We start from the raw sequence: 19770 nt of genomic DNA, 5'->3' as shown, positions 1-19770 counted from the left end.
CTTTCAATATAGTCTTGCCAATGAAAATGGGAATAGCCAGCGGGCGCGGCTAAAAATCGGCCTGGTAGCATGAAATAGATTACGCAAGAACGCATTAGGAATACTCCTGTTATTTATAAGCCCCTCTTATATTGCATCGAAAAATAAGTGCTCCGACCAGGCGGTTTAATAACCGCAAAAAAGTAATCAAACCTGATGTTTCTTTTTGAGGAAATGTTCAGTCTTTCTGCTGCTCTTTCACTCGTCATACCGCCTCTCTTATGCATCATGACTGACAAAATCCGCATGCCGGGCGGTAAAAAGTGCCATGTTATGCCCGGCTCAGCGGTGGCCGACGCACTTGCCGCCGACGTTTGCGGTGAAAGTTATGATGCAAATCAAGAAATGTTTTGTTTCATCTGTTGACACTTTGCTTACGTATAAGATAGCCTCGCGAATGAAAATCATTAACAAAACTGGATGATTGAGCGGGATGCACTCACAGCCTGATTCTCGCGCTTCGGCCGGATGGCCGAGCCGTGCCGGTATAACGGCGCCGGGTTTATCGCCGGCAAACGTACATTCGCCACCTGTCTGCACTTCTGCGCCCTAAGCGTATGGCGTGGTGACATCTTCATGTCCGCACGCCCGAATTTTTATCACTCAGCCTGTTTTATGCGGCCCGCGTCGGGCAGGCATGCGTTATCTGTCGTTTCACGATCATAGGAGGTTTCAGCGCAGTTAAAACGTCAGTTTTCTTCTGGGTATAAATAAACATGGAGCGTAAAATGATACTTAATAAAAAATTGAAGTTAGCGTATTGCGTGTTTCTGGGTTGTTATGGCTTGTCTCTTCATTCATCTCTTGCTGCTTATCGGGAACCAGGGCAATTAGATTCGCCCGACAGTTGGAAAACCGCAGAGTTTAATCGCCAATGGGGGCTTGAGGCTATTTCCGCCGAGTTCGCCTATGCCAGAGGCTATACCGGAAAAGGCGTGACGATTGGCGTTATTGATGATGCCATTCTCTCTCATCCGGAATTTGCCGGTAAACTTACGCGGCTGGATAACGGCAGCTATAATTTCTCGTATGATAAACAAGATAATATGTCATTCGGCACGCATGGCACGCATGTCGCCGGTATTGCAGCCGCCAAAAGAGACGGCTCCGGTATGCATGGCGTCGCCTACGACGCGGACATTATCGGCGCCAAGTTGAACGACTTCGGCAACCGCAACGGCCGCGAAGAACTGATCCAGAGCCCAGCCCGGGTTATCAATAACAGCTGGGGGATCCCACCGGCGGTCAGAAAGGATGCCAATGGCAACACCATTTGGCTGCCGAACGGGCGGCCTGACTATGTGGCGTGGGTGAAAACCGACGTCATCAATGAAGTGATGCGCAATAAGTCCAACCTGGAATGGGGCAGCGAGCAACCCGTGCCCACCGGCGGGCACAGCGCCATGGCGACGCTGCTGCGCGCCGCCAAGCATGGCAAGCTGATCGTTTTCTCGGCAGGAAATTACAATAACTACAATATTCCTGAGGCGCAAAAGTCACTTCCCTATGCTTTCCCTGAGGTATTAAACAATTATCTGATCGTGACCAATCTGAGTAATAACGATAAGTTAAGCGTTTCCTCAACCAGCTGCGGACATACGGCCAGTTTTTGCGTGTCAGCGCCGGGCAGCAGTATTTACAGCAGCGTAGGGGAGCTGGTTTCCAATACCGGCGGGGCGGTGAACCGCGAAGCCTATAATAAGGGTGAGCTGACGGTTAAACCCGATTACGGAAATATGTCTGGCACCTCAATGGCGGCGCCACACGTCACCGGATTTGCCGCCGTATTGATGCAGCGCTTCCCTTATATGAGCGCCGCTCAAATATCCGCGGTCATCAAAACCACCGCCACCGATTTAGGTGAGGCCGGCATTGATCATTTATTCGGCTGGGGCCGCGTCAATTTACGCGATGCGATCAACGGGCCGAAGATGTTTATCACCCAAGAGGATATTCCGCAGGAATTCTATGTGCCGGGTTCCTACAGTGAAAAACAGTTCGTGGTGAATATCCCCGGTCTGGGGAATATCGTCGAAGCCGGAACCCCGGTTGAGCGGCGTTGCACGTCGGGCGAATGCGACTTCGATTCGTGGAGCAATGACATCCGCGGCCACGGCGGGTTGACCAAAACGGGCGCCGGTACGCTGGCGCTGTTGGGCAATAATACTTACAGCGGTGACACCTGGGTGAAACAGGGCGTACTGGCGATCAACGGTTCGGTGGCGTCCAATGTCTATATCGAAAATAGCGGCACGCTGGCCGGCGACGGCACGGTGGGGGCGTTCAGAGCGGTTCGGGGCGGCAGCGTGACGCCGGGAAATGGCATCGGTACGCTGCACGTGTTGCATGACGCCGTGTTTGATCGCGGCTCGCAGTATAACGTCGAGGTCGCAGACAATGGCCGCAGCGATAAAATCGAAGCGCGGCGCGCTTTCCTCTACGGCGGCAGTGTGAACGTCAGCCTGGAGCACAGCAAAAACCTGCTGTCGCAAAATGAGGCGCAAAGCCTGCTGGGCAACAAATACACCATCCTGACGACGACGGATGGCGTGACCGGCCGCTTCGAAAACGCCAATCCTTCGTATCCGTTTGTCAACGTGACGCTGGACTATCAGGGCAATGACGTTGGCCTTGGGATCACGCGCACCGCCGCCCGTTTTGACAGCCTGGCCAGCACCGAAAACGAGAAAGCGGTCGCCCGGGCGGTGGAAACGCTCAACGCCACGGAACCGGTCACGGAAACGGCCAAACGCAGCGTCGCGGCGCCTACCGCTGAAGCGCTAACCGCACTGCAGGGCGTTGAAGGCGAGGCGACAGCCGTTACCGAAGCGACGAGCCCCGTGGCCGGCCATCCGGTTTATGAAAGCTTCCTCGGCTTCACTTCGGCCAGAGAATTGCAGCAGGCGACCCGTCAACTGTCCGGCCAGATCCACGCGGATATGGCTTCCGCCCAGATCAACGAAAGCCGTAATCTGCGCGATACCGCCACCGAGCGCTTGCGCCAGGCTGAAGGCCGCCGCACCGCTTCCGATATCAAAGCGGATGATAATGGCGCCTGGGCGAAATTGCTGGGCAACTGGGGGCATGCTTCCGGCAACAACAACGCCACCGGTTACCAGACATCCACCTATGGCGTGCTGTTGGGTCTGGACAGCGAACTGTTTGACGACGGCCGGCTGGGCGTGATGACCGGGTATACCCGCACGTCGCTGGATGGCGGCTATCAGTCAGATGCTCACAGCGACAACTACCATCTGGGGCTGTACGGCGACAAACGTTTCGGCGCGTTGGCGCTGCGAGCGGGCGGCACCTATACCTGGCATCGCATCGACACGTCGCGCTCGGTAAACTACGGCGCGCAGGCGGATCGCGAAAAGGCCCGCTATAACGCGCGCACCGGTCAGCTGTTTATCGAAAGCGGTTACGATTGGAGCAACGACGTGGTCAATCTTGAGCCGTTCGCCAACCTGGCGTACACCCACTATCGCAACGAGGGGATCAACGAGCAAGGCGGGGCGGCGGCGCTGCGCGGCGATAAGCAAAGTCAGTCCGCCACCGCTTCGACGCTGGGCCTGCGCGCCGATACGCAATGGCAGACCGACAGCGTGGCGATCGCGCTGCGCGGCGAGCTGGGTTGGCAACATCAGTACGGCAAGCTGGAGCGTAAAACACAGCTGATGTTCAAACGCAGCGATGCGGCGTTCGACGTGAACAGCGTCCCCGTTTCCCGCGACGGGGCGGTTCTGAAGGCGGGCGTCGATGTTTGGGTTAACAAAAACGCCGTGTTGTCCCTCGGTTACGGCGGGCAATTGTCGTCCAACCATCAGGACAACAGCGTCAATGCCGGTCTGACCTGGCGCTTCTGATAGCCGTTGATCCGTTTCACGCTACTCAGCCCCCATCGCAACGATGGGGGTTTTTTATGGGGCGCGCGGAAGCGACAGGCCGGGCGGCGGTGTCTTCACAGGATAAAGGCGCGTTAGAACAGGATGTTTCTAATTCTTTTGGTTAGAAAAATTGATGATAATCATCTGAAGTGACTAAAAGGATTTAGGCCGAAACATGGAATTTCTCTTCATTTTATTATTTTTTACCTTATACATATCAATTGCCTGTGAGTATCACCGGCGCCGGTGGCGCGTGCTGTATCGCCGTAAGAGAAATAGAAGAAAAGGGATGAAAATGAAACGGATGGTTAATATTCTGCTGTTCAGGCAATAAACCCAAAAAAAGGAGACGTCATGCAACGTCTCCCTCTAAATGCCCATTGAGCGCGGTGCGCCGCTTTATTTAACCGGCGTTCCGGCGATTATTTATCCAGCGCGTAGGCGATGACGTAATCACCGCGATCCGGCGACTGACGTGCGCCGCCGGCGGAAATGACGACATACTGCTTACCGGTGGTCGGCGAGACGTAACTCATCGGCGTGCCGCCGCTGCCGACCGGCAAGCGCGCTTTCCACAGCTCTTGCCCGGTGGATGAATCAAAGGCGCGCAGATAATAATCCTGCGTACCGGCGATAAACACCAGGCCGCCTTGAGTCGCCAGCGTGCCGCCCAGCGTCGGCATGCCGACCGGCATCTGCGCGCGCATTTTGATGCCGAACGGCCCGGTATCCTGCACCGTTCCTACCGGAACCTGCCACACCACTTTGCGCGTCTGCAAATCGATGGCGGAGAGGGTGCCGAACGGCGGTTTTTGGCAAGGAATGCCCAGCGGCGACATGAAGCGATTCTTATTGACGGCATACGGCGTGCCTTTGAGCGGGACCGCGCCCATGCCGGTATTCACGGCTTCACCGCCGTTGCCGGCCGGCGCGCCTGCGTCGGCTTTCTGCGGGATCATCTGCACCCACAGGCCCAGACGCATATCGTTGGCGAAAATATAACGGTTGTTCGGATCGGTAGAGAGACCGCCCCAGTTCATGCCGCCCAGCGAGCCGGGGAAGCTGAGGGAAACGTCGGTGTCCGGCGCGGTGAACAGGCCGTCATAACGCATCGATTTAAAGCTGATGCGGCACATCAATTGATCGAATGGCGTAGCGCCCCACATGTCGGACTCGCTGAGCTTCTGCGCGCCAATCTGCGGCATGCCGACGGAGAACGGCTGCGTGGCGGAATATTGCTCGCCCGGAATGGTGCGGGTCTTCACCGGCAGTTCCTTCACTTCGGTCAGCGGTTTGCCGGTATGGCGATCCAGCACGAAGATCTGCCCGCTTTTGGTGCCGATAACCAGCGCAGGGCGGGTGGTGCCGTCCTGCATCGGGAAGTCGAGCAGGCTGGGCTGCATCGGCAGATCGAAGTCCCACAGATCGTTATGCACGGTCTGATAGACCCATTTCTCTTTGCCGGTGGTCGCGTCGAGCGCCAGCACCGAGGCGCCGTATCGGTGATCCAGCGCGTTGCGGTTGGCGCCCCACAGATCGACGGAGGAGCTGCCCATCGGCAGGAAGACCGCGTTCATCGCCGGATCGTACGACATCGGCGCCCAGGAGTTAGGGGTGCTGCGCACGAAGTGTTGATCCGGTTTCAGGGCAGCGTTCGGCTGCGGATTGCCCGGGTCAAACGCCCAGCGCATTTCGCCGGTGATCACGTTGAAGCCGCGCAGCACGCCGCCGGGCATATCGGTTTGCACGTTATCGGCAACGCGCCCGCCGACCACCACGGTGGTGCCGGCCAGCGTCGGCGCTGACGTCAGTTGATATTTAGGATCGGCGGCGTCGCCCAGACCGGCCTTCAGGTCCACCACGCCCTGGTTGCCGAAGTGTTGGCAGAATTCGCCGTTGTCGGCGTTAATCGCCATCAGGCGCGCGTCGATGGTGTTCATCAATATGCGTCGTTGGCAGCTGTCACCGGCCGCCAGCGCGACGGGCGCGGCGGGGGTTGAACCCGGCACGCTCGGCGCGGGCAACGGCTTGTTGATATCGAAGTAGGCCAGGCCGCGACAGCGGTTCCATACCTGCGACTTGGCGTTGACTTCTCGCCGCCAAATTTCTTTGCCGCTGTCGGCGTCGACGGCGATCACATTGTTATGCGGCGTGCACAGGAAAATGCGGTTGCCGATTTGCAGCGGCGTTTGCTGATCTTCCGCGCCGTTGCCATCGGGACTGATAGGGATGTCACCCGTATGGAACGTCCAGGCGACTTTCAGCTCCCGCACGTTATCGCGGGTGATCTGATTCAGCGCGACGAAACGGCTGCCGCCCGGCGTATTGCCGTAGTTATCCCAATCTTTCTGCTGTTGCGCTTTATCAACCGGGATCAGCGGCAGCGGCTGGCCGCTGAAGGCAACGGTGGGATGCGGCTGGAACATTTGGACAAAGGCGCCGACCATGCCGACCGCCAGCAAGGCGGAGAGCAGGTAAGCCGGCTTGGCCAACGGCGCTTTGCCTTCGCGCTTGCGCAGCGCCGGCCAGGTGAGGAAGGCCAGCAGCATCAGGCCGGTCGGCACCATCAGACGGGAAATCAACGGCCAAAAATCAAAACCGGCGTCCAACGGCGCCCAAATGACGGTGCCGATGAACACCGCCAGGAACAGCCAAACCGCTGAGGACTTGCGGCGGAAAAACTGAATGGCCGACAGCAGGATGACGAGGCCGGCAATCAGGAAGTAGGCGCTGCCGCCCAGCGAGAGCAGTTTGCCGCCGGCGACGGTGAAGAACAGGCCGGTGGCGGCCAGGATGATGCCCAACAGGCAACACCACAGCGTAAGTTTTATGCCCGAACGTGCATTGGCATCTGACATTGAATAATCTCCAATAACATACTGATTCTTAAAGGTGAAAAGGTCGTTATTGGCGACTATTGTAACATTGATGGAGGTGCGCTTGTTAAGGATATGTAACTGCATTTATGAGGGAAAAGCCGACGTTATCGGCACAACCTCGGTTTGGCTTAGAGGAATATCCGTTTCTGCCAGTGTACGAGCTGCGCGGCAGGCAGAGAGGCAACCTGCGCCACCCGGTGGCGATTTTCCAGGGCGATTTCCCGGGCGCGTTGCAACGGCTCGGCGCTGAGGCGCTGCACGCTTTGCCGCAGCGCCTGTTGCGCCAGCGCCAGTTCGCCGGCGCCGAGGTGCGCCAGTTCATGGCGCATCTGCAGCAAGAATTCGTCGGTTAACTGCCGCAGCTGCGCAACGGCGAACGTCGGGGATTGCAGTGCAAACAGCAGGCCTTCGGCATCGGCGCTGCGATGAAAGGCGCATTGCACCACGTAACCCACGTTGCGCTCGACGCGCAACTGCTGGAAGTAACGCGGCGCGTAAAGCCGGGCCAGCACGCGCAGCGCCCAACGCCCTTCGGCTTCGTCGTTCGGCAGCGGGTAAAATTGCAGCAAGGCGTGTTCTGCGCCGCTTTCCGTCAGGGTGACGGGGTGGTGATGCAGAGGCGCCGGCCGCTGAGCCTCGTCGGTTATGGGAAAAGGAAAGTCATACAGCAAATGCGACAGCCGCCGTTTTAACTCGCCGTCGCCGCCGACCAGGGTGGCATGCCAGAGTGGGGCCGTTGCCGTTGATACGCTCAACGCCGCCGGCAATTGGGCTAACAGGCGGCGAATGGCGATATCGTTTTGCGCTTTGAGCTGCGCGTGGCGCAGGTTTCTCGCCGCCTCGTTGATGACGGCCGGCGGCAGCGCCGCCAGGGCTCGATTCACGACGTTCAGACCGTGGCAGATCAGCGCTGCGCTGCCCGCCAGCTGTAACAACCACACGCCCTGGTGGCGCTCGAAGCTTAAATGTCCCTCCCGATGGGCTAACTCGGCCGCTCCAGGGCGCAATGCCGCCTGCAAACCACAGGCCTGTTCTTCGCTGAGAGCGCCATGCGGCGATGGGCGCAGCAGCAGCACCGGCTGCGCTTCGTCGGGGTGCAGATGCCGCAGCGGCGCCTGGCCGGCCGGCAGGGGCGGGATCGGCAGCGCCGCCGAGGTGGAGAAAAAGCGGAAAGGATCTATTGTGGGCGTCGGCACGGTGCGGACGAAGGGCGCGAGCGCCAACGGCAGCCCTTGAATTTCACGCGTTTCACCGCCTCCCTCAGGCAGCACGGCCAGACGGCGATGCGGCGCGCTAGTCAGCGCCGAAATATGCCGTGGCCAATCGTCGTTCGGCTCCACCGGCGGCAGCCCAAATGCTCTGGCGCGCAACTGATCGAGCGGCACCAAACGGTGGAAATCGCGGTTTGCCAGTTGCCCGAAATGCGCAAGCTGAGCCGGTGTCAGCGCGATCAGCGCCTGCAACCAGGCCAGCAAGGTGCTTTCGATGTGGGCGGCTTCAGACGCCGCGCCGTGATTGACGGTAAAAATAAAACTCAGCAGGGCGCTGTTTTCAGCGCAGCGGGCGTAATCCAGCCTAACGGCGTCGGCCCACGCGTGAGCGCGCAGCCGTGTCAGCAGCCCGCCAGGGGCTTCGTCCAGCAATAAACGCTCCAGCCGCCGCAGCCAGCCGCGTGAACGGGAGTGCGGCAGGGCAAACACCAACCGCAGCTGCGGCGCGCCGGGGAGAGACAGCGTGTAGTCTTGCCCGGCGGCCAGCGGCGGCAATGCCTCGGGCGGCGCGACGCTGCCCGGCGGCAAGGCGCCGCCGTAGCGCTGCGCCAGCGCATGCAACTGCTCGAGCGATTGCGGGCCTTGCAGCCACAGCGTGATGTTCGGCGCGCGGTAATAGTGGTGGTGAAACTGCCGCAGCGCCCGTTGCAACGCGGGAATATCGCTGCCGAAAGCGGCGCGGCTGCCGATATGAAAGCGGTGCAACGCGTCAATGCCGCTGAACATCTGCCGCTGCGCCGCTTCGCAGCGGGTTTCACCGTCGGCGCGCAGCAGGCGATATTCGGCGTCGATGACCTCGATCTCCTGGGCGATTGCCTCAGCCGCCAGCTGTGGGACGGCGAGCATATCGATCAGCCTGGCCAACCCCTCCGCCAGCTGTTCGGCGCCCACCTCAAAGAAAAACGCGGTTTGCGTGGCCTGGGTCGTGGCGTTTAACCGGCCGCCGACCGCCGGCGTCCAGCCCATCAGCCCATCCTGTGCGCTAAAGTTCACGCTGCCGCGAAACAGCATATGCTCCAGCAGATGCGCCAGGCCCGGCCAGGCGGCAGGCGCCTGAAAGCTGCCCGCCTCGATGCGCACCAGCGCGGCGGCGGCCTCGGCGTCAGGGGTGCTAATCGCCCTGACGGCCAAACCGTTATCGAGCTGCCACGAGGCGGCGAGTGTCATCGTCAGCCCTTGAAGATCAATCGGGAGTTGGTCTGATTGCGAAAACGCAGCTGATCGATGCCGATCTGCGAGCGATTCGCCGCTTCACGCGCCGCCAGAATGGTGCCGTGGTGCGGCGACTTGCCGCACACCGGATCGGCGTTGTCGGCGTCGCCGGTCAGCATGAATGCCTGGCAGCGGCAGCCGCCGTAGTCTTTCTCTTTCTCCGAACAGGAACGGCAGGGCTCCGGCATCCAGTCATAGCCGCGATAGCGGTTAAAGCCGAAGGAGTGATACCAGATATGCTGCAGATCGTGCTCCAGCACCGACGGAAAGGCGATCGGTAACTGACGGGCGCTGTGACAGGGTAACGCCATGCCTTCCGGCGTCACGCTCATGAAAATAGCCCCCCAACCGCCCATGCAGCCTTTGGGGCGTTCCTCATAGTAATCCGGCGTGACGAACAGCAGGTTGGCCAGCTTGCCGTCGGCAGCCATGCGCTCGCGATAGCGTTTCACCACGGCTTCCGCCTCGGCGATCTGTTCGCGGGTCGGCAGCAGGCCTTCACGGTTCAGGTGCGCCCAGCCGTAGAACTGGCAGGTCGCCAGCTCGACGTCGTCGGCATCCAGCTGGATCGCCAGTTCGATGATGCGGTCGATCTGGTCGATATTATGGCGATGCAAGACGAAGTTAAGCACCATCGGATAGCCGAGGGCCTTGACCGCCTTGGCCATCGCCAGCTTCTGCTGAAACGCCTTGGCGGAGCCCGCCAGTGCGGCGTTCAGCGTTTCATCGCTGGCCTGAAAACTGATCTGAATATGATCCAGCCCGGCGTCGGCGAAGGTCTGCAGCTTTTTCTCGGTCAGGCCGATGCCGGAGGTGATCAGGTTGGTGTAAAACCCGAGATCGCGCGCGGCGGCGATCAGCTCGGGCAGGTCTTTACGCACCAACGGCTCGCCGCCGGAGAAACCGAGCTGTACGCTGCCCATCGCCCGCGCCTGGCGAAACACCTCGATCCACTGCGCGGTAGTCAGTTCTTTTTCCTGCGCGGCAAAGTCGAGCGGGTTGGAGCAATAGGGGCACTGCAGCGGGCAGCGATAGGTCAGCTCCGCCAGCAGCCAGAGCGGCGGATTTACCGCCGGTGCGCGTGGCTCAGTCACGGAAGGTCACCCATTTTTGTTCGTAGGCGCGCTGGAAAAACGCCAGCACGTCGTCCGCCAGCCCCTCGGCACCGGGGAAGCGGGCGTTCAGCTGCGCGATGATGCCGTTCAGCGTGGTGTTGCCGTCAACCAGCTGCAGGATGGCGGCGGCGCTGTCGTTTAGTTTGGCCATGCCTTCCGGGTAGAGGATCACGTGGCTGTTTTGCACCTGCTCCCATTGCAGGCGGTAGCCGCGGCGGAAGACGGGGGTGTGTTCAGGATTCAGTGTCATTACACCAGCCTCTGATTGTGCCAGACCCGCGCGGCGGTCACGCTGTGGTAAGGCGGGCGGTTCAGGGTATAGGCCATGCTCATGGCGTCCAGCATGCTCCACAAAATATCCAGCTTGAACTGCAGGATTTCCAGCATGCGCTGCTGTTTTTCAACGGTATCGCAATAGTCCAGCGCCAGCGCCAGCCCGTGCTCCACGTCGCGGTTGGCCTGGCCGAGGCGACTGCGGAAATAGTCGTAGCCGGCGGCGTCAATCCACGGGTAGTGCTGCGGCCAGCTGTCGAGGCGCGACTGGTGGATCTGCGGCGCAAACAATTCGGTCAGCGAGCTGCAGGCCGCTTCCTGCCAACAGGCGCGGCGCGCGAAGTTGACGTAGGCATCCACCGCGAAACGCACGCCGGGCAGCACCAGTTGCTCGGATAGCAGGGCGTCGCGCTGCAGCCCAACCGCCTCGCCGAGGCGCAGCCAGGCCTCGATGCCGCCTTCGCTGCCGCCGTAACCGTCGTGATCCAGAATGCGCTGCACCCATTTGCGACGGGTTTCCGGCTGCGGGCAGTTGGCCATGATCGCCGCATCCTTGATCGGAATGCTGGTCTGATAGTAGAAACGGTTGGCCACCCAGCCCTGGATCTGCTCACGGGTCGCTTCGCCGTTGTGCATCGCGATGTGATACGGGTGGTGGATATGATAATAAGCGCCTTTGGCGCGCAGCGCCGCTTCAAATGCCTGCGGAGTCAGGGGGAGTGGTTGCGTCATGGCGATTCCCTACAGTTCGATATTCATGCCGTCCCAGCTCACTTCGATGCCGGCGGCGCTCAGGCTCTGCCGTTCCGCGGAGTCTTCATTGAGGATCGGGTTGGTATTGTTAATGTGGATCAAGATCTTGCGTTTGGCGGGCAAGGTACTGAGCAGGGCCGCCAGCCCGTGCTCTTCCGCCAGCGCCAGATGCCCCATGTCTTTGCCGGTATTGCGCCCCACGCCGGCGTTGGCCAGCTCGTTGTCGCGCCAGAGCGTGCCGTCGATCAGCAGGCAATCCGCCCGGCGCAGCCAGGGCATCAAAGCCTCGTCCGGCTCACCCAGGCCCGGCGCGTACAGCAGACCGACCCCGCGCGCGGTATCTTCGATAAACAGCGCCACGTTGTGGCCCGGCAGCGGGCGATCGCGGTACGGCGAATAGGGCGGCGCGTTGCTGAGCAGCGGAATGGCGGTGAAGCGCACGTTTGGGCAGACCGCCGTGTGGAACGGTTCGCCGGGCGTCACCGGGTGATGGATTAACCCGCCGTTCCAGTGAGAGAGCATGGGAAACACCGGGAAACCGGTGCTGAGATCGTCGTGCACTTCGGGGGTGCACCAGACCTGATGCGGGCAGCCCTCACGCAAATTGAGCAAGCCCGCGCTGTGATCGATCTGGCTGTCGGTCAGCACGATCGCGCCGATGCCGGTGCCGCGCAGCACGTCGGGATTGTTCAATTCGGGCGAGGCCAGCAGCTGATGGCAAATGTCCGGGGAAACGTTGCACAGCACCCAGTTTTTACCGTCGTCGCTGACGGCGATGGAAGACTGCGTGCGGCGCGTGGCGTTGATGCTGTGGCTGCGAACGCCCCGGCAGTTGTCGCAGTTGCAATTCCACTGGGGAAAGCCGCCGCCCGCTGCCGAGCCGAGAACTTTTATCTGCATGTCTGAACCAGAAAAAGAAGGAAAGAAATGCCCGCGCGAAAGGCGGGCAGACAGGCGATTAACGGTTGGAAATGTACAGCGTCACTTCCAGCCCCAGACGCAGGTCAACAAACTCAGGTTTGGTCCAGGTAGTCATAGCGGTGCTCCTTAGCATGCATCGTAATATGTCGAACCCAATGAGAAACGTTCGCATTCGGCTGGCTCAATGTTGACGAAATGTGACGGAGATCGCAACCTTTAAAGCGTAACCGGGTTATTCACCCCAGGTGGCGGCGAGCACGTTCAGCCAGTTGCGCCAGGTCAGCTTCTCCAGCAGCCGGTTATCGAACCCGGCCTGCGCCAGCGCTTGCGTCAGGCGCGGCAGGCCTGCTGCGTCCTCCAACGATTGCGGTACGTTGACCCCGTCAAAATCAGAGCCAAATCCCACGCGATCTTCACCAAGTTTAGCGATCAAATACTCAACGTGTTTAACAATTTCTGTTAAGCCGGTCGTTGCACTGTCACGTTTTCCGTCAGCCCGCAGGAAGGCGGTGCCGAAATTGACGCCGACCATACCGTCGCTCTGGGCGATAGCGTCCAGCTGCGCGTCGGTCAGGTTGCGCGGCTGCGGGCAGAGGGCGTGGGCATTGGAATGGGTGGCGACCAGCGGTGCGGTGCTCAACGCGGCGGTTTGCCAGAAGGTTTTCTCGTTCATGTGTGAGACGTCAATCATGATGCGGCGCTGGTTGCAGGCGCGGATCAGCGCTTCACCGGCCGGCGTCAGGCCGGGGCCGGTATCGGGTGAGCCGGGGAACGGCCCGCTGACGCCGGTGCCGAAGGCGTTCGGCAGATTCCAGAACGGCCCGATGCTGCGCACGCCCAGCCGATAGAAGGCCGCCAGCTGCGTCAGCGCCGCGTCGATCATGCCGGCACCTTCGATATGCAGCACCGCGGCGATTTGCCCGTCGAGGCGGCACTGTTCTATCTCGGTAGCCGTGCGGCAGAGACGCAACTGCCCCTGAGAGGCACGTTCCAACTGGTGCAGGATGGCTATCTGCCGTTCGGCTATCGCCAGCGGATCGAACGCGGCCTGCGCTTCCTCCAGCGTTTGATTACGCATTTGGGCGATATAGCTGACCGGAGGAATAAACACCGCGAACAGCCCGCCGCAGAATCCGCCGCGCCGCATGCGTGGAAAGTCGAGGTGGCCCGGCGTGACGTGCGAATAAAAGGCGGTGACCGGATCGTCATCGTGCTGCAGCCACAGGTTGAGCAGCAGATCGTTATGGCCGTCGAACACCGGCCAAAGGGGGGGAAGCGTCATGGGCGTTTCACTGTGTCAGGCATCATGCACGTATATTCCCTGATTGGATGATGGTTAACAAGCATTCACGATTTACTGGATACCAATCAGGCCTAAAATTGACTGGTAAAAACTTTTCTTTAAGTGAGCTCCATGGCAATATTTAAACGTCGTTGTCAAATTTTTAAACTTTCCCTTCGAAGGGATTTAATTTTACTGCTTATAGTTAAAACTGCATATTTCAATTTTTTGACTAGGGAGGGGCTTTGAATAGACTGGAGCTGAACGATTACAAGAATCGTATAGAACTCATGAGTGATTGGCATGAACGTTTATATAATGCGCAACGAGGACATTATGTATGTTCGGAAAAATTGTACAATAAAGCAGATCTAACAGGGTATGCCCTAATCCTGAGTTCCACGATTGTTACTGGATGCCTTTTCTTCGATGCGCAGGGATGGTGGAAATTCATGCTAGTCACTATGAGTATTCTTTCTGCAGCATTGTCCGGACTTGTTTCATTTGGACGCTTTTCAGAAAAAGCTGAATTACATCGTGCGGCGGCAGGAAACTATGGAAAGCTAAGGCGACAATTGGAAAATCTGCACGCAAAAAAAGATAAGCTCGATGATGATGCGCTAGACATAAAGCTTAAAGTTTTGAGAATTGAATGGGAATACATTTCTCAAAACTCTCCCTTAACACCTAAATCTGCATTGAAAAATCGTGGTATCTAAGGATGGAAATGGAAAAGATCAACAAATGGGAAGATATAGAGCAACATTTTTTATCGGGCAGTCTGATTTTAGGTAATGGCGCAAGCATTGCCGTATCAGACTCATTTAATTACGATTCGTTATATCTAGAAGCACAACACCGTGATTATCTCAATGCCTTTTCAGTCAGTGTATTCAAAAGTTTCAAAGCAAATGATTTTGAATTTGTCTTGCGAAACCTATTGCAAGCTAAGCAAGTTAATCAGGTTTTGAATATTGACTGCACATTAATAGATTCAGCATATATAAACATTAGAGATGCATTGATAAGAACACTCCGTGATATTCACATCTCTTACAGCGAGGCGCTTCCGCATCTACCAAGTATTTATAATTTCATGAGGTTATTTAAAACTGTAGCATCACTTAATTATGACCTTATCGTATATTGGGCGGCAATGCTTGGCAATCATGAACTAGGACGATGGTTCAAGGATTGCTTTACTCCTTATTATCTGGATGAGGATTGGGAGAAATACCTCGAGCCAATTGGTGAGGCGTCGGGGGCTACACTGTTTTTTTATCCTCATGGTAATCTAGTCCTTCATAGAGAGGACTTTTTGACCAGAAAAATAATAACCAGGCCTGATCTTTACACCCATGATCTTTTGAACGAAATTTTATCCTGCTGGGAAAAAAATGCCTTTATTCCAGTATTCGTCTGTGAGGGGCGACAAGATGATAAAGTTAGGTCAATATCAAATAGCAGTTATTTAGATAGGGTGTTTTATGAGGTTCTACCCAATCTGGAATCTAAATTGGTTATATATGGTTGGAGTATTGGACAGCAAGATCAGCATATCATTGAGCAAATAAAAAAAGCTGAATTATCTAGGGTGGCGGTTTCTGTTTTTCGCGAAGATAAAGAGTATATGGAAAGAGTTAAAAGAATATTTTCTCGCATTGGTGTTCAAGATGTTATTTTTTTTGATGCCGAAAGCCCTGGAGCCTGGAATAATCCCTCTAGAAAGTCACCTGATTGTGGTGAATTTGACTTCAAAATCGATCTAAAAGAGGGCGAGAAACTAACCAGCTTAAGAAGGTTTTATGACTAAAATCCATCATTAAATAGAAGCTATCAAGAATAGTTTAAAATAGATTTAATTTATCCGCCAGGAGCTCCTGACGGATAAATTGGGTGTTATAAATCTGATGAATTTTATTTCATAACTTATCAGTTGGAGGAGTCAATACTTCCGTTCTCTAACTTACTGGTAATTCCAAACTGTATTGGAATTTTTTATAAAAGGCGTATCGACAGCTCGACGTCATCCGCGAACGGCGTGGAGAGATAACCCGACGCCGGAGAACGCACGCGCGCCAGATAATCTGGGCTGTCATCGGCGTTATCGGCGACGATCAGCGCGCCGGGGCGCAGACGATTTTCCAGCAGCGCGAGGATATCGGGGTAAAGTCCCTTGGCGCCGTCGAGCAACAGCAGATCGACCGTGGCCGGCAGATCGTCGCGCAGCGTTTCCAGGGCGTCGCCGACGCGGATCTCCACCAGATCGACGACGCCGCCTTCAGTCAGGTTGTTGCGCGCCTGCACCGCTTTGCTCGGTTCAAACTCGCAGGTAATCAATCGGCCGCCGCCATTATCGCGCAGTGCGGCGGCCAGGTGCAGAGTAGAAATGCCGAACGACGTGCCGAATTCGACGATGTTTTGCGCCCGGCAACCGCGCGCCAACATATACAGCAATGCGCCGGTTGCCGGCGACACGGCCAGCGGGAAATCCTTCAGGCGGTGGTAGAGTTCGCGATACTCGGTTTTGCTCTGCATCAGCCGGCTTTGCTCTGCGTCCGGCACGTCGCGGAACAGGGCGGCAAGCGCCGGCGAGCGGCGGGATGCCTGTTGAAACAGGCGGCTTAGCAGCGGCGCTAAGGGGGCAGTGGTCAGGGTACTCATGGCTAATTTCCTGTCGTAAATGGAGCGCGTTAGCGCATGCCGCTATAATATGACGAACTATTCGTATTCCTCTATTCGCATTGGCCGTCCGCTATGACTGAACGCCGCAGTAAGCAAATTTCCTCGAGAAAACAACCACAACAGGCGCGATCTGCCGAACTGGTTTCCGCCATTCTGACCGCTGCTATTCAGGTTTTGGCGCAGGAGGGGGCGGCACGTTTCACTACCGCCAGAGTGGCTGAACGTGCCGGCGTCAGCGTCGGGTCGCTTTATCAGTATTTCCCCAACAAGGCGGCAATCCTGTTTCGTTTGCAGAGCGACGAATGGCGACAGACCACCGATATGCTGAGCCGTATTTTGGCCGACCGCGAGAAAACGCCGTACGAGCGCCTGCGGTTGCTGGCGCAGGCATTTATCCGTTCGGAATGTGAAGAAGCGCAGATGCGCGTAGCGTTGAATGATGCGGCGCCGCTTTACCGAGATGCGCCGGAGGCACAGGCGGTGAAGGCGACCGGCAAGGGTATCGTGCAGGTTTTCATGTGCGAAGCGTTGCCTGATGTGCCGCCGTTCACTCGTCGGTTGGCGGGCGATCTGATCGTCGGCACGTTGGGGGCGGCGGGCAAGCAATTCTCCGAAACGCCGCGAACCGATACCGAGATCGCGTCTTATGCCGATGCGATGGCGGACATGTTCTGCGCTTATCTGGCCGATTTAAACGCGCGCGCGGCACCATAAGAGAATATTGGGTGACATTGTCACCTGCTGCGCGCGGTGTCTACACCCATTGGCGACAAACGGCCAACACCAACTGCCGCAGCCAACGGTGATCCGCCTCGGCGTCCAGACGCGGGTGCCACATTTGCGAGACGGTAATGGGCGGCGTTTTCACCGGCAGCTCGAAGACGCGCAGCGGGCCGTCGGCCGGTTGAGCCTGCAGGAAGGAGGCGGGCAACAGCGCCAGCAGGTTCGAGGCCTGCGCCACCGCCAGCGCGGCCGGAAAGCTCGGCACCACGGCGGCAATCTGGCGCGTCAGCCCCAGCTCCGCCAGTGCGGCATCTACCGGCCCGAGGATGCGCCCGCTGCGCGAGGCCACCACGTGGCCGCAGGCGGCGTAGTCGGCGGCGCCGATCTCCGGCTGTTGCGCCAGCGGATGCGTGGTTCTCATCACGCCAACGAAGCGATCGCGAAACAGCGCCTGCAGGCGGATTTCCGGGCCCATGTCACCCAGTACGCCTATCTCCAGATCGACCAGACCTTCACGCAGGGGGCGGTCGCTTTTCTCCGGCTTGGGCGCAAAGCGCAGCCGCACTCGCGGCGCCTGTTCGGCGGCGGCGGCGATCAGCGCCGGGCCGAAGGCCTCGACAAAGCCGTCGTTGGCGCGCAGGGTGAAGGTACGATCCAGCGCGGCGGGATCCAATGCTCCCTGCGCCGGACGCAACACAGCGCGCGCTTCGAACGCCGCGTGCCGCGCCCGCTCGCGCAGCGTTTCGGCGTAGGGCGTCAGCACCATATGACGGCCGGCACGCACCAGCAGGGGATCGCCGGTCGCCGTGCGCAGTCGGCTGAGGGTACGGCTCATCGCCGAGGCGCTTAAACCGAGACGTCGCGCCGCGCCGGCAACGCTGCCCGCCGTCAGCAGCGCGTCGAGCGCGATCAGCAGGTTGAAATCAGGGTCTGTCATGCGTGCGCATCCTGTCGTGCTGAATAGGGGGAAGGCGTTCGATGCAGTTTGTGCGTGCTAATGCTGCATCAGTCGCCATGCATTATGCCTGAGCCTGTTTTCGATGTGCCATGACTTACCGCTAAAAAACCAGAGGGAGACTGGCCCGTTTGTCGTCTGAACATGGCGATAAAGGCGGAAGGATCGTTATACCCCAGGGTAGAGGCGACATATTTGACGGCTTTCCCTTCCTGCAACAGCCTCATCGCCATGAGGGTTTTGCTTCTCAGCTTCCATTCATTGAAAGAGATGCCGGTAGCGGCGAGAAATCGCCGAGACAGCGTACGCTCACTCAAGCCCAGCATGCCCGACCATTGTGCCAGCGTGTTGAGATCGTGCGGCGCGGCGCTCATCTTTTCGGTCATGATCTTGATAACGTCGTCGCTGCCGAGCGGCAGATAGCTGTCAAAACGCTCCGACAGCGCCAGCTGCTCAAGCAACGCGGTAACCAACGTCTGGTCCTGAGGCGTGCGCGGATAGCCAATACGCCTTTCTGAAAAATCGGCCAGCACCGCTTTGACGACCTTATTCAGCCGCAGGGTTTGCGGTTTGTTCGGTAAGAATTGGCATAGTGGGGGACTGACATGAAGAATGACATAATCAATTGCACTCTTTGCGACGGATTCATGTTCGGTATTAACGGGAAGCCAAATGGCATATTCCGGCGTGGATAAATAAATATTGCTCTCAATATTTATTTCCACCAGCCCTTTCATGGAATACATCAGTTTTCCCCAGGGCAACGCCTGTAAAGGGAATTGCGCTCCTGCCGGCCAGGATTTATTTCTGAACCAAATCGATATTGGGGCTTCCCCGGTCAATTCTGACGGTTTCATGACGCCTTCCTGTCCGCTCATGGCTGCGCCTTCCTATTATAACAATAAGTTGTCTGATAATCGGCATTTCTATTCTATGGGGAAAGCTTACTCTGGGCAGGTCATTCCCCTGGATAAAGGTAACCTTATGTACGGCAAAATCATTGATCTTTCGGTGCCGCTGATGAGCGGGATCGCCTCCGATCCGGAAAGTTTTCTGCCGGAAATCGAGTATGTTGATAACAAGCGCGGAGCGTTGCAGCTGGCGGAATCATTTCCCGGCCTGGATCCCCGGGAGCTGCCGCGTCAGGAGGGCTGGGCGGTGGAGTTTGTCCGCATGAGCACCCATGCTGGGACGCATATGGACGCCCCTTATCACTACCATTCACATATGGATGACGGATCGGCGTCAAAAACCATTGATGAAATACCGTTGGAATGGTGTATCGGCCCTGGCGTCAAATTGGATTTTCGCCATTTTCCCGACGGTTATGTGGCCACTGCGCATGATATTGAGCGTGAATTAGCGAAGATCGGCCATCATATCACCGCCGGCGATATCGTCCTGGTCAACACGGCGGCCGGCGGGCGTTACGGCAGCGAAGATTTCATTCATCGCGGTTGCGGCATGGGCCGTGAAGCGACGCTGTATCTTACCGAGCGCGGCGTCAGGGTGGTCGGCACCGATGCCTGGAGCTGGGACGCGCCATTCAGCCATACGCGCACCAAATTTGAACAAAGCGGCGATGTTTCGCTTATTTGGGAAGGGCATTATGCCGGCAGTCAATATCCTTATTGCCAGATTGAAAAACTGTGCAATCTTGAATTGCTGCCGCCCTGTGGATTTAACGTGATCAGCCTGCCGGTCAAGGTTTATAAGGCATCCGCCGGCTGGGCACGGCCGGTTGCAATTATCGATGAACGCGCAGGAGAATAAAC

At 57.8% G+C, this 19770-nt stretch carries 16 protein-coding genes; 5 read left to right on the top strand and 11 right to left on the bottom strand.

The window, feature by feature from the left end; genetic code table 11:
- Window positions 1–824 precede the first annotated feature (824 nt).
- Window positions 825–3905, top strand: a complete 3081-nt coding sequence (locus J0X03_RS11980; protein WP_230358678.1) for an autotransporter domain-containing protein — start codon at window positions 825–827, stop codon at window positions 3903–3905.
- Between the two features lie 443 nt (window positions 3906–4348).
- On the opposite strand, the gene J0X03_RS11975 is transcribed toward J0X03_RS11980, so the two are convergent.
- The 8 genes from J0X03_RS11975 to J0X03_RS11940 all read right to left on the bottom strand — a co-directional run bounded on the left by J0X03_RS11975 (window position 4349) and on the right by J0X03_RS11940 (window position 13632).
- Window positions 4349–6784 (bottom strand): glucose/quinate/shikimate family membrane-bound PQQ-dependent dehydrogenase, encoded by a 2436-nt coding sequence (locus J0X03_RS11975; protein WP_160204286.1) that lies wholly within the window; start codon window positions 6782–6784, stop codon window positions 4349–4351.
- 149 nt (window positions 6785–6933) lie between these two features.
- Window positions 6934–9243, bottom strand: coding sequence for a pyrroloquinoline quinone biosynthesis protein PqqF (gene pqqF, locus J0X03_RS11970; RefSeq protein ID WP_160204287.1), 2310 nt, complete (start codon window positions 9241–9243; stop codon window positions 6934–6936).
- Between the two features lie 2 nt (window positions 9244–9245).
- Window positions 9246–10382, bottom strand: a complete 1137-nt coding sequence (gene pqqE, locus J0X03_RS11965; protein WP_160204288.1) for a pyrroloquinoline quinone biosynthesis protein PqqE — start codon at window positions 10380–10382, stop codon at window positions 9246–9248.
- Window positions 10375–10653: a pyrroloquinoline quinone biosynthesis peptide chaperone PqqD gene (gene pqqD, locus J0X03_RS11960; RefSeq protein WP_033643059.1), complete on the bottom strand. Its 279-nt coding sequence runs from the start codon at window positions 10651–10653 to the stop codon at window positions 10375–10377. The genes pqqE and pqqD overlap by 8 nt, the downstream gene beginning before the upstream one ends.
- On the bottom strand, window positions 10653–11408 hold the full coding sequence (gene pqqC / locus J0X03_RS11955; protein WP_089194742.1) for a pyrroloquinoline-quinone synthase PqqC: 756 nt from the start codon (window positions 11406–11408) through the stop codon (window positions 10653–10655). Before pqqC ends, pqqD begins: the two co-directional genes overlap by 1 nt.
- Window positions 11409–11417: 9 nt before the next feature.
- Window positions 11418–12329 (bottom strand): pyrroloquinoline quinone biosynthesis protein PqqB, encoded by a 912-nt coding sequence (pqqB, locus tag J0X03_RS11950; protein WP_033643061.1) that lies wholly within the window; start codon window positions 12327–12329, stop codon window positions 11418–11420.
- Between the two features lie 58 nt (window positions 12330–12387).
- A complete protein-coding gene (gene pqqA, locus J0X03_RS11945) occupies window positions 12388–12465 on the bottom strand; it encodes a pyrroloquinoline quinone precursor peptide PqqA (RefSeq protein WP_004937827.1) in 78 nt (25 codons plus the stop codon).
- A gap of 117 nt (window positions 12466–12582) precedes the next feature.
- Window positions 12583–13632, bottom strand: a complete 1050-nt coding sequence (locus J0X03_RS11940) for a dipeptidase (RefSeq protein ID WP_160204289.1) — start codon at window positions 13630–13632, stop codon at window positions 12583–12585.
- 245 nt (window positions 13633–13877) lie between these two features.
- Here J0X03_RS11940 and J0X03_RS11935 point away from each other — a divergent pair, with 245 nt between their 5' ends.
- Complete coding sequence (locus tag J0X03_RS11935) at window positions 13878–14351, top strand: SLATT domain-containing protein (protein ID WP_122003826.1); 474 nt, start codon at window positions 13878–13880, stop codon at window positions 14349–14351.
- 8 nt (window positions 14352–14359) lie between these two features.
- Complete coding sequence (locus J0X03_RS11930; RefSeq protein WP_096242243.1) at window positions 14360–15445, top strand: DUF4917 family protein; 1086 nt, start codon at window positions 14360–14362, stop codon at window positions 15443–15445.
- A 185-nt stretch (window positions 15446–15630) separates the two neighbouring features.
- Here the strand turns inward: J0X03_RS11930 and J0X03_RS11925 are convergent, their stop codons facing one another.
- Window positions 15631–16296 carry an O-methyltransferase gene (locus J0X03_RS11925; protein ID WP_096242244.1) on the bottom strand — a complete coding sequence of 222 codons (666 nt, stop codon included), beginning with the start codon at window positions 16294–16296 and terminating at the stop codon, window positions 15631–15633.
- Between the two features lie 93 nt (window positions 16297–16389).
- On the opposite strand from J0X03_RS11925, the gene J0X03_RS11920 reads away from it, so the two are divergent.
- Window positions 16390–17031: a TetR/AcrR family transcriptional regulator gene (locus J0X03_RS11920; RefSeq protein ID WP_160204291.1), complete on the top strand. Its 642-nt coding sequence runs from the start codon at window positions 16390–16392 to the stop codon at window positions 17029–17031.
- A gap of 40 nt (window positions 17032–17071) precedes the next feature.
- Here J0X03_RS11920 and J0X03_RS11915 read toward each other — a convergent pair whose 3' ends face one another.
- Window positions 17072–17977: a LysR family transcriptional regulator gene (locus tag J0X03_RS11915; protein WP_160204292.1), complete on the bottom strand. Its 906-nt coding sequence runs from the start codon at window positions 17975–17977 to the stop codon at window positions 17072–17074.
- Window positions 17978–18045: 68 nt separating this feature from the next.
- Window positions 18046–18741, bottom strand: a complete 696-nt coding sequence (locus tag J0X03_RS11910) for a helix-turn-helix domain-containing protein (protein WP_226772939.1) — start codon at window positions 18739–18741, stop codon at window positions 18046–18048.
- On the opposite strand from J0X03_RS11910, the gene J0X03_RS11905 reads away from it, so the two are divergent.
- The gene (locus J0X03_RS11905; protein WP_230358676.1) at window positions 18731–19768 is read left to right on the top strand and encodes a cyclase family protein; all 1038 of its coding nucleotides are present in this window, start codon (window positions 18731–18733) and stop codon (window positions 19766–19768) included. The two genes, J0X03_RS11910 and J0X03_RS11905, sit on opposite strands and share 11 nt — an antisense overlap.
- Window positions 19769–19770 lie beyond the last annotated feature (2 nt).

This window comes from Serratia ureilytica (assembly GCF_017309605.1).
Lineage (GTDB): Bacteria > Pseudomonadota > Gammaproteobacteria > Enterobacterales > Enterobacteriaceae > Serratia > Serratia ureilytica.
The sequence above is the reverse complement of the archived record's forward strand: the minus strand, read 5'-3'. Positions and strand labels throughout refer to the sequence as shown.

What these genes read in the sequence shown, in the direction of transcription:
- J0X03_RS11925 (WP_096242244.1), bottom strand. Translation starts at nt 16,296, where the DNA reads ATGAGTACCCTGACCACTGCCCCCTTAGCGCCGCTGCTAAGCCGCCTG.
- J0X03_RS11915 (WP_160204292.1), bottom strand. Translation starts at nt 17,977, where the DNA reads ATGACAGACCCTGATTTCAACCTGCTGATCGCGCTCGACGCGCTGCTG.
- J0X03_RS11930 (WP_096242243.1), top strand. Translation starts at nt 14,360, where the DNA reads ATGGAAAAGATCAACAAATGGGAAGATATAGAGCAACATTTTTTATCG.
- J0X03_RS11940 (WP_160204289.1), bottom strand. Translation starts at nt 13,632, where the DNA reads ATGACGCTTCCCCCCCTTTGGCCGGTGTTCGACGGCCATAACGATCTG.
- J0X03_RS11920 (WP_160204291.1), top strand. Translation starts at nt 16,390, where the DNA reads ATGACTGAACGCCGCAGTAAGCAAATTTCCTCGAGAAAACAACCACAA.
- J0X03_RS11905 (WP_230358676.1), top strand. Translation starts at nt 18,731, where the DNA reads ATGGAATACATCAGTTTTCCCCAGGGCAACGCCTGTAAAGGGAATTGC.
- pqqA (WP_004937827.1), bottom strand. Translation starts at nt 12,465, where the DNA reads ATGACTACCTGGACCAAACCTGAGTTTGTTGACCTGCGTCTGGGGCTG.
- pqqF (WP_160204287.1), bottom strand. Translation starts at nt 9,243, where the DNA reads ATGACACTCGCCGCCTCGTGGCAGCTCGATAACGGTTTGGCCGTCAGG.
- pqqD (WP_033643059.1), bottom strand. Translation starts at nt 10,653, where the DNA reads ATGACACTGAATCCTGAACACACCCCCGTCTTCCGCCGCGGCTACCGC.
- pqqC (WP_089194742.1), bottom strand. Translation starts at nt 11,408, where the DNA reads ATGACGCAACCACTCCCCCTGACTCCGCAGGCATTTGAAGCGGCGCTG.
- J0X03_RS11975 (WP_160204286.1), bottom strand. Translation starts at nt 6,784, where the DNA reads ATGTCAGATGCCAATGCACGTTCGGGCATAAAACTTACGCTGTGGTGT.
- pqqB (WP_033643061.1), bottom strand. Translation starts at nt 12,329, where the DNA reads ATGCAGATAAAAGTTCTCGGCTCGGCAGCGGGCGGCGGCTTTCCCCAG.
- J0X03_RS11910 (WP_226772939.1), bottom strand. Translation starts at nt 18,741, where the DNA reads ATGTATTCCATGAAAGGGCTGGTGGAAATAAATATTGAGAGCAATATT.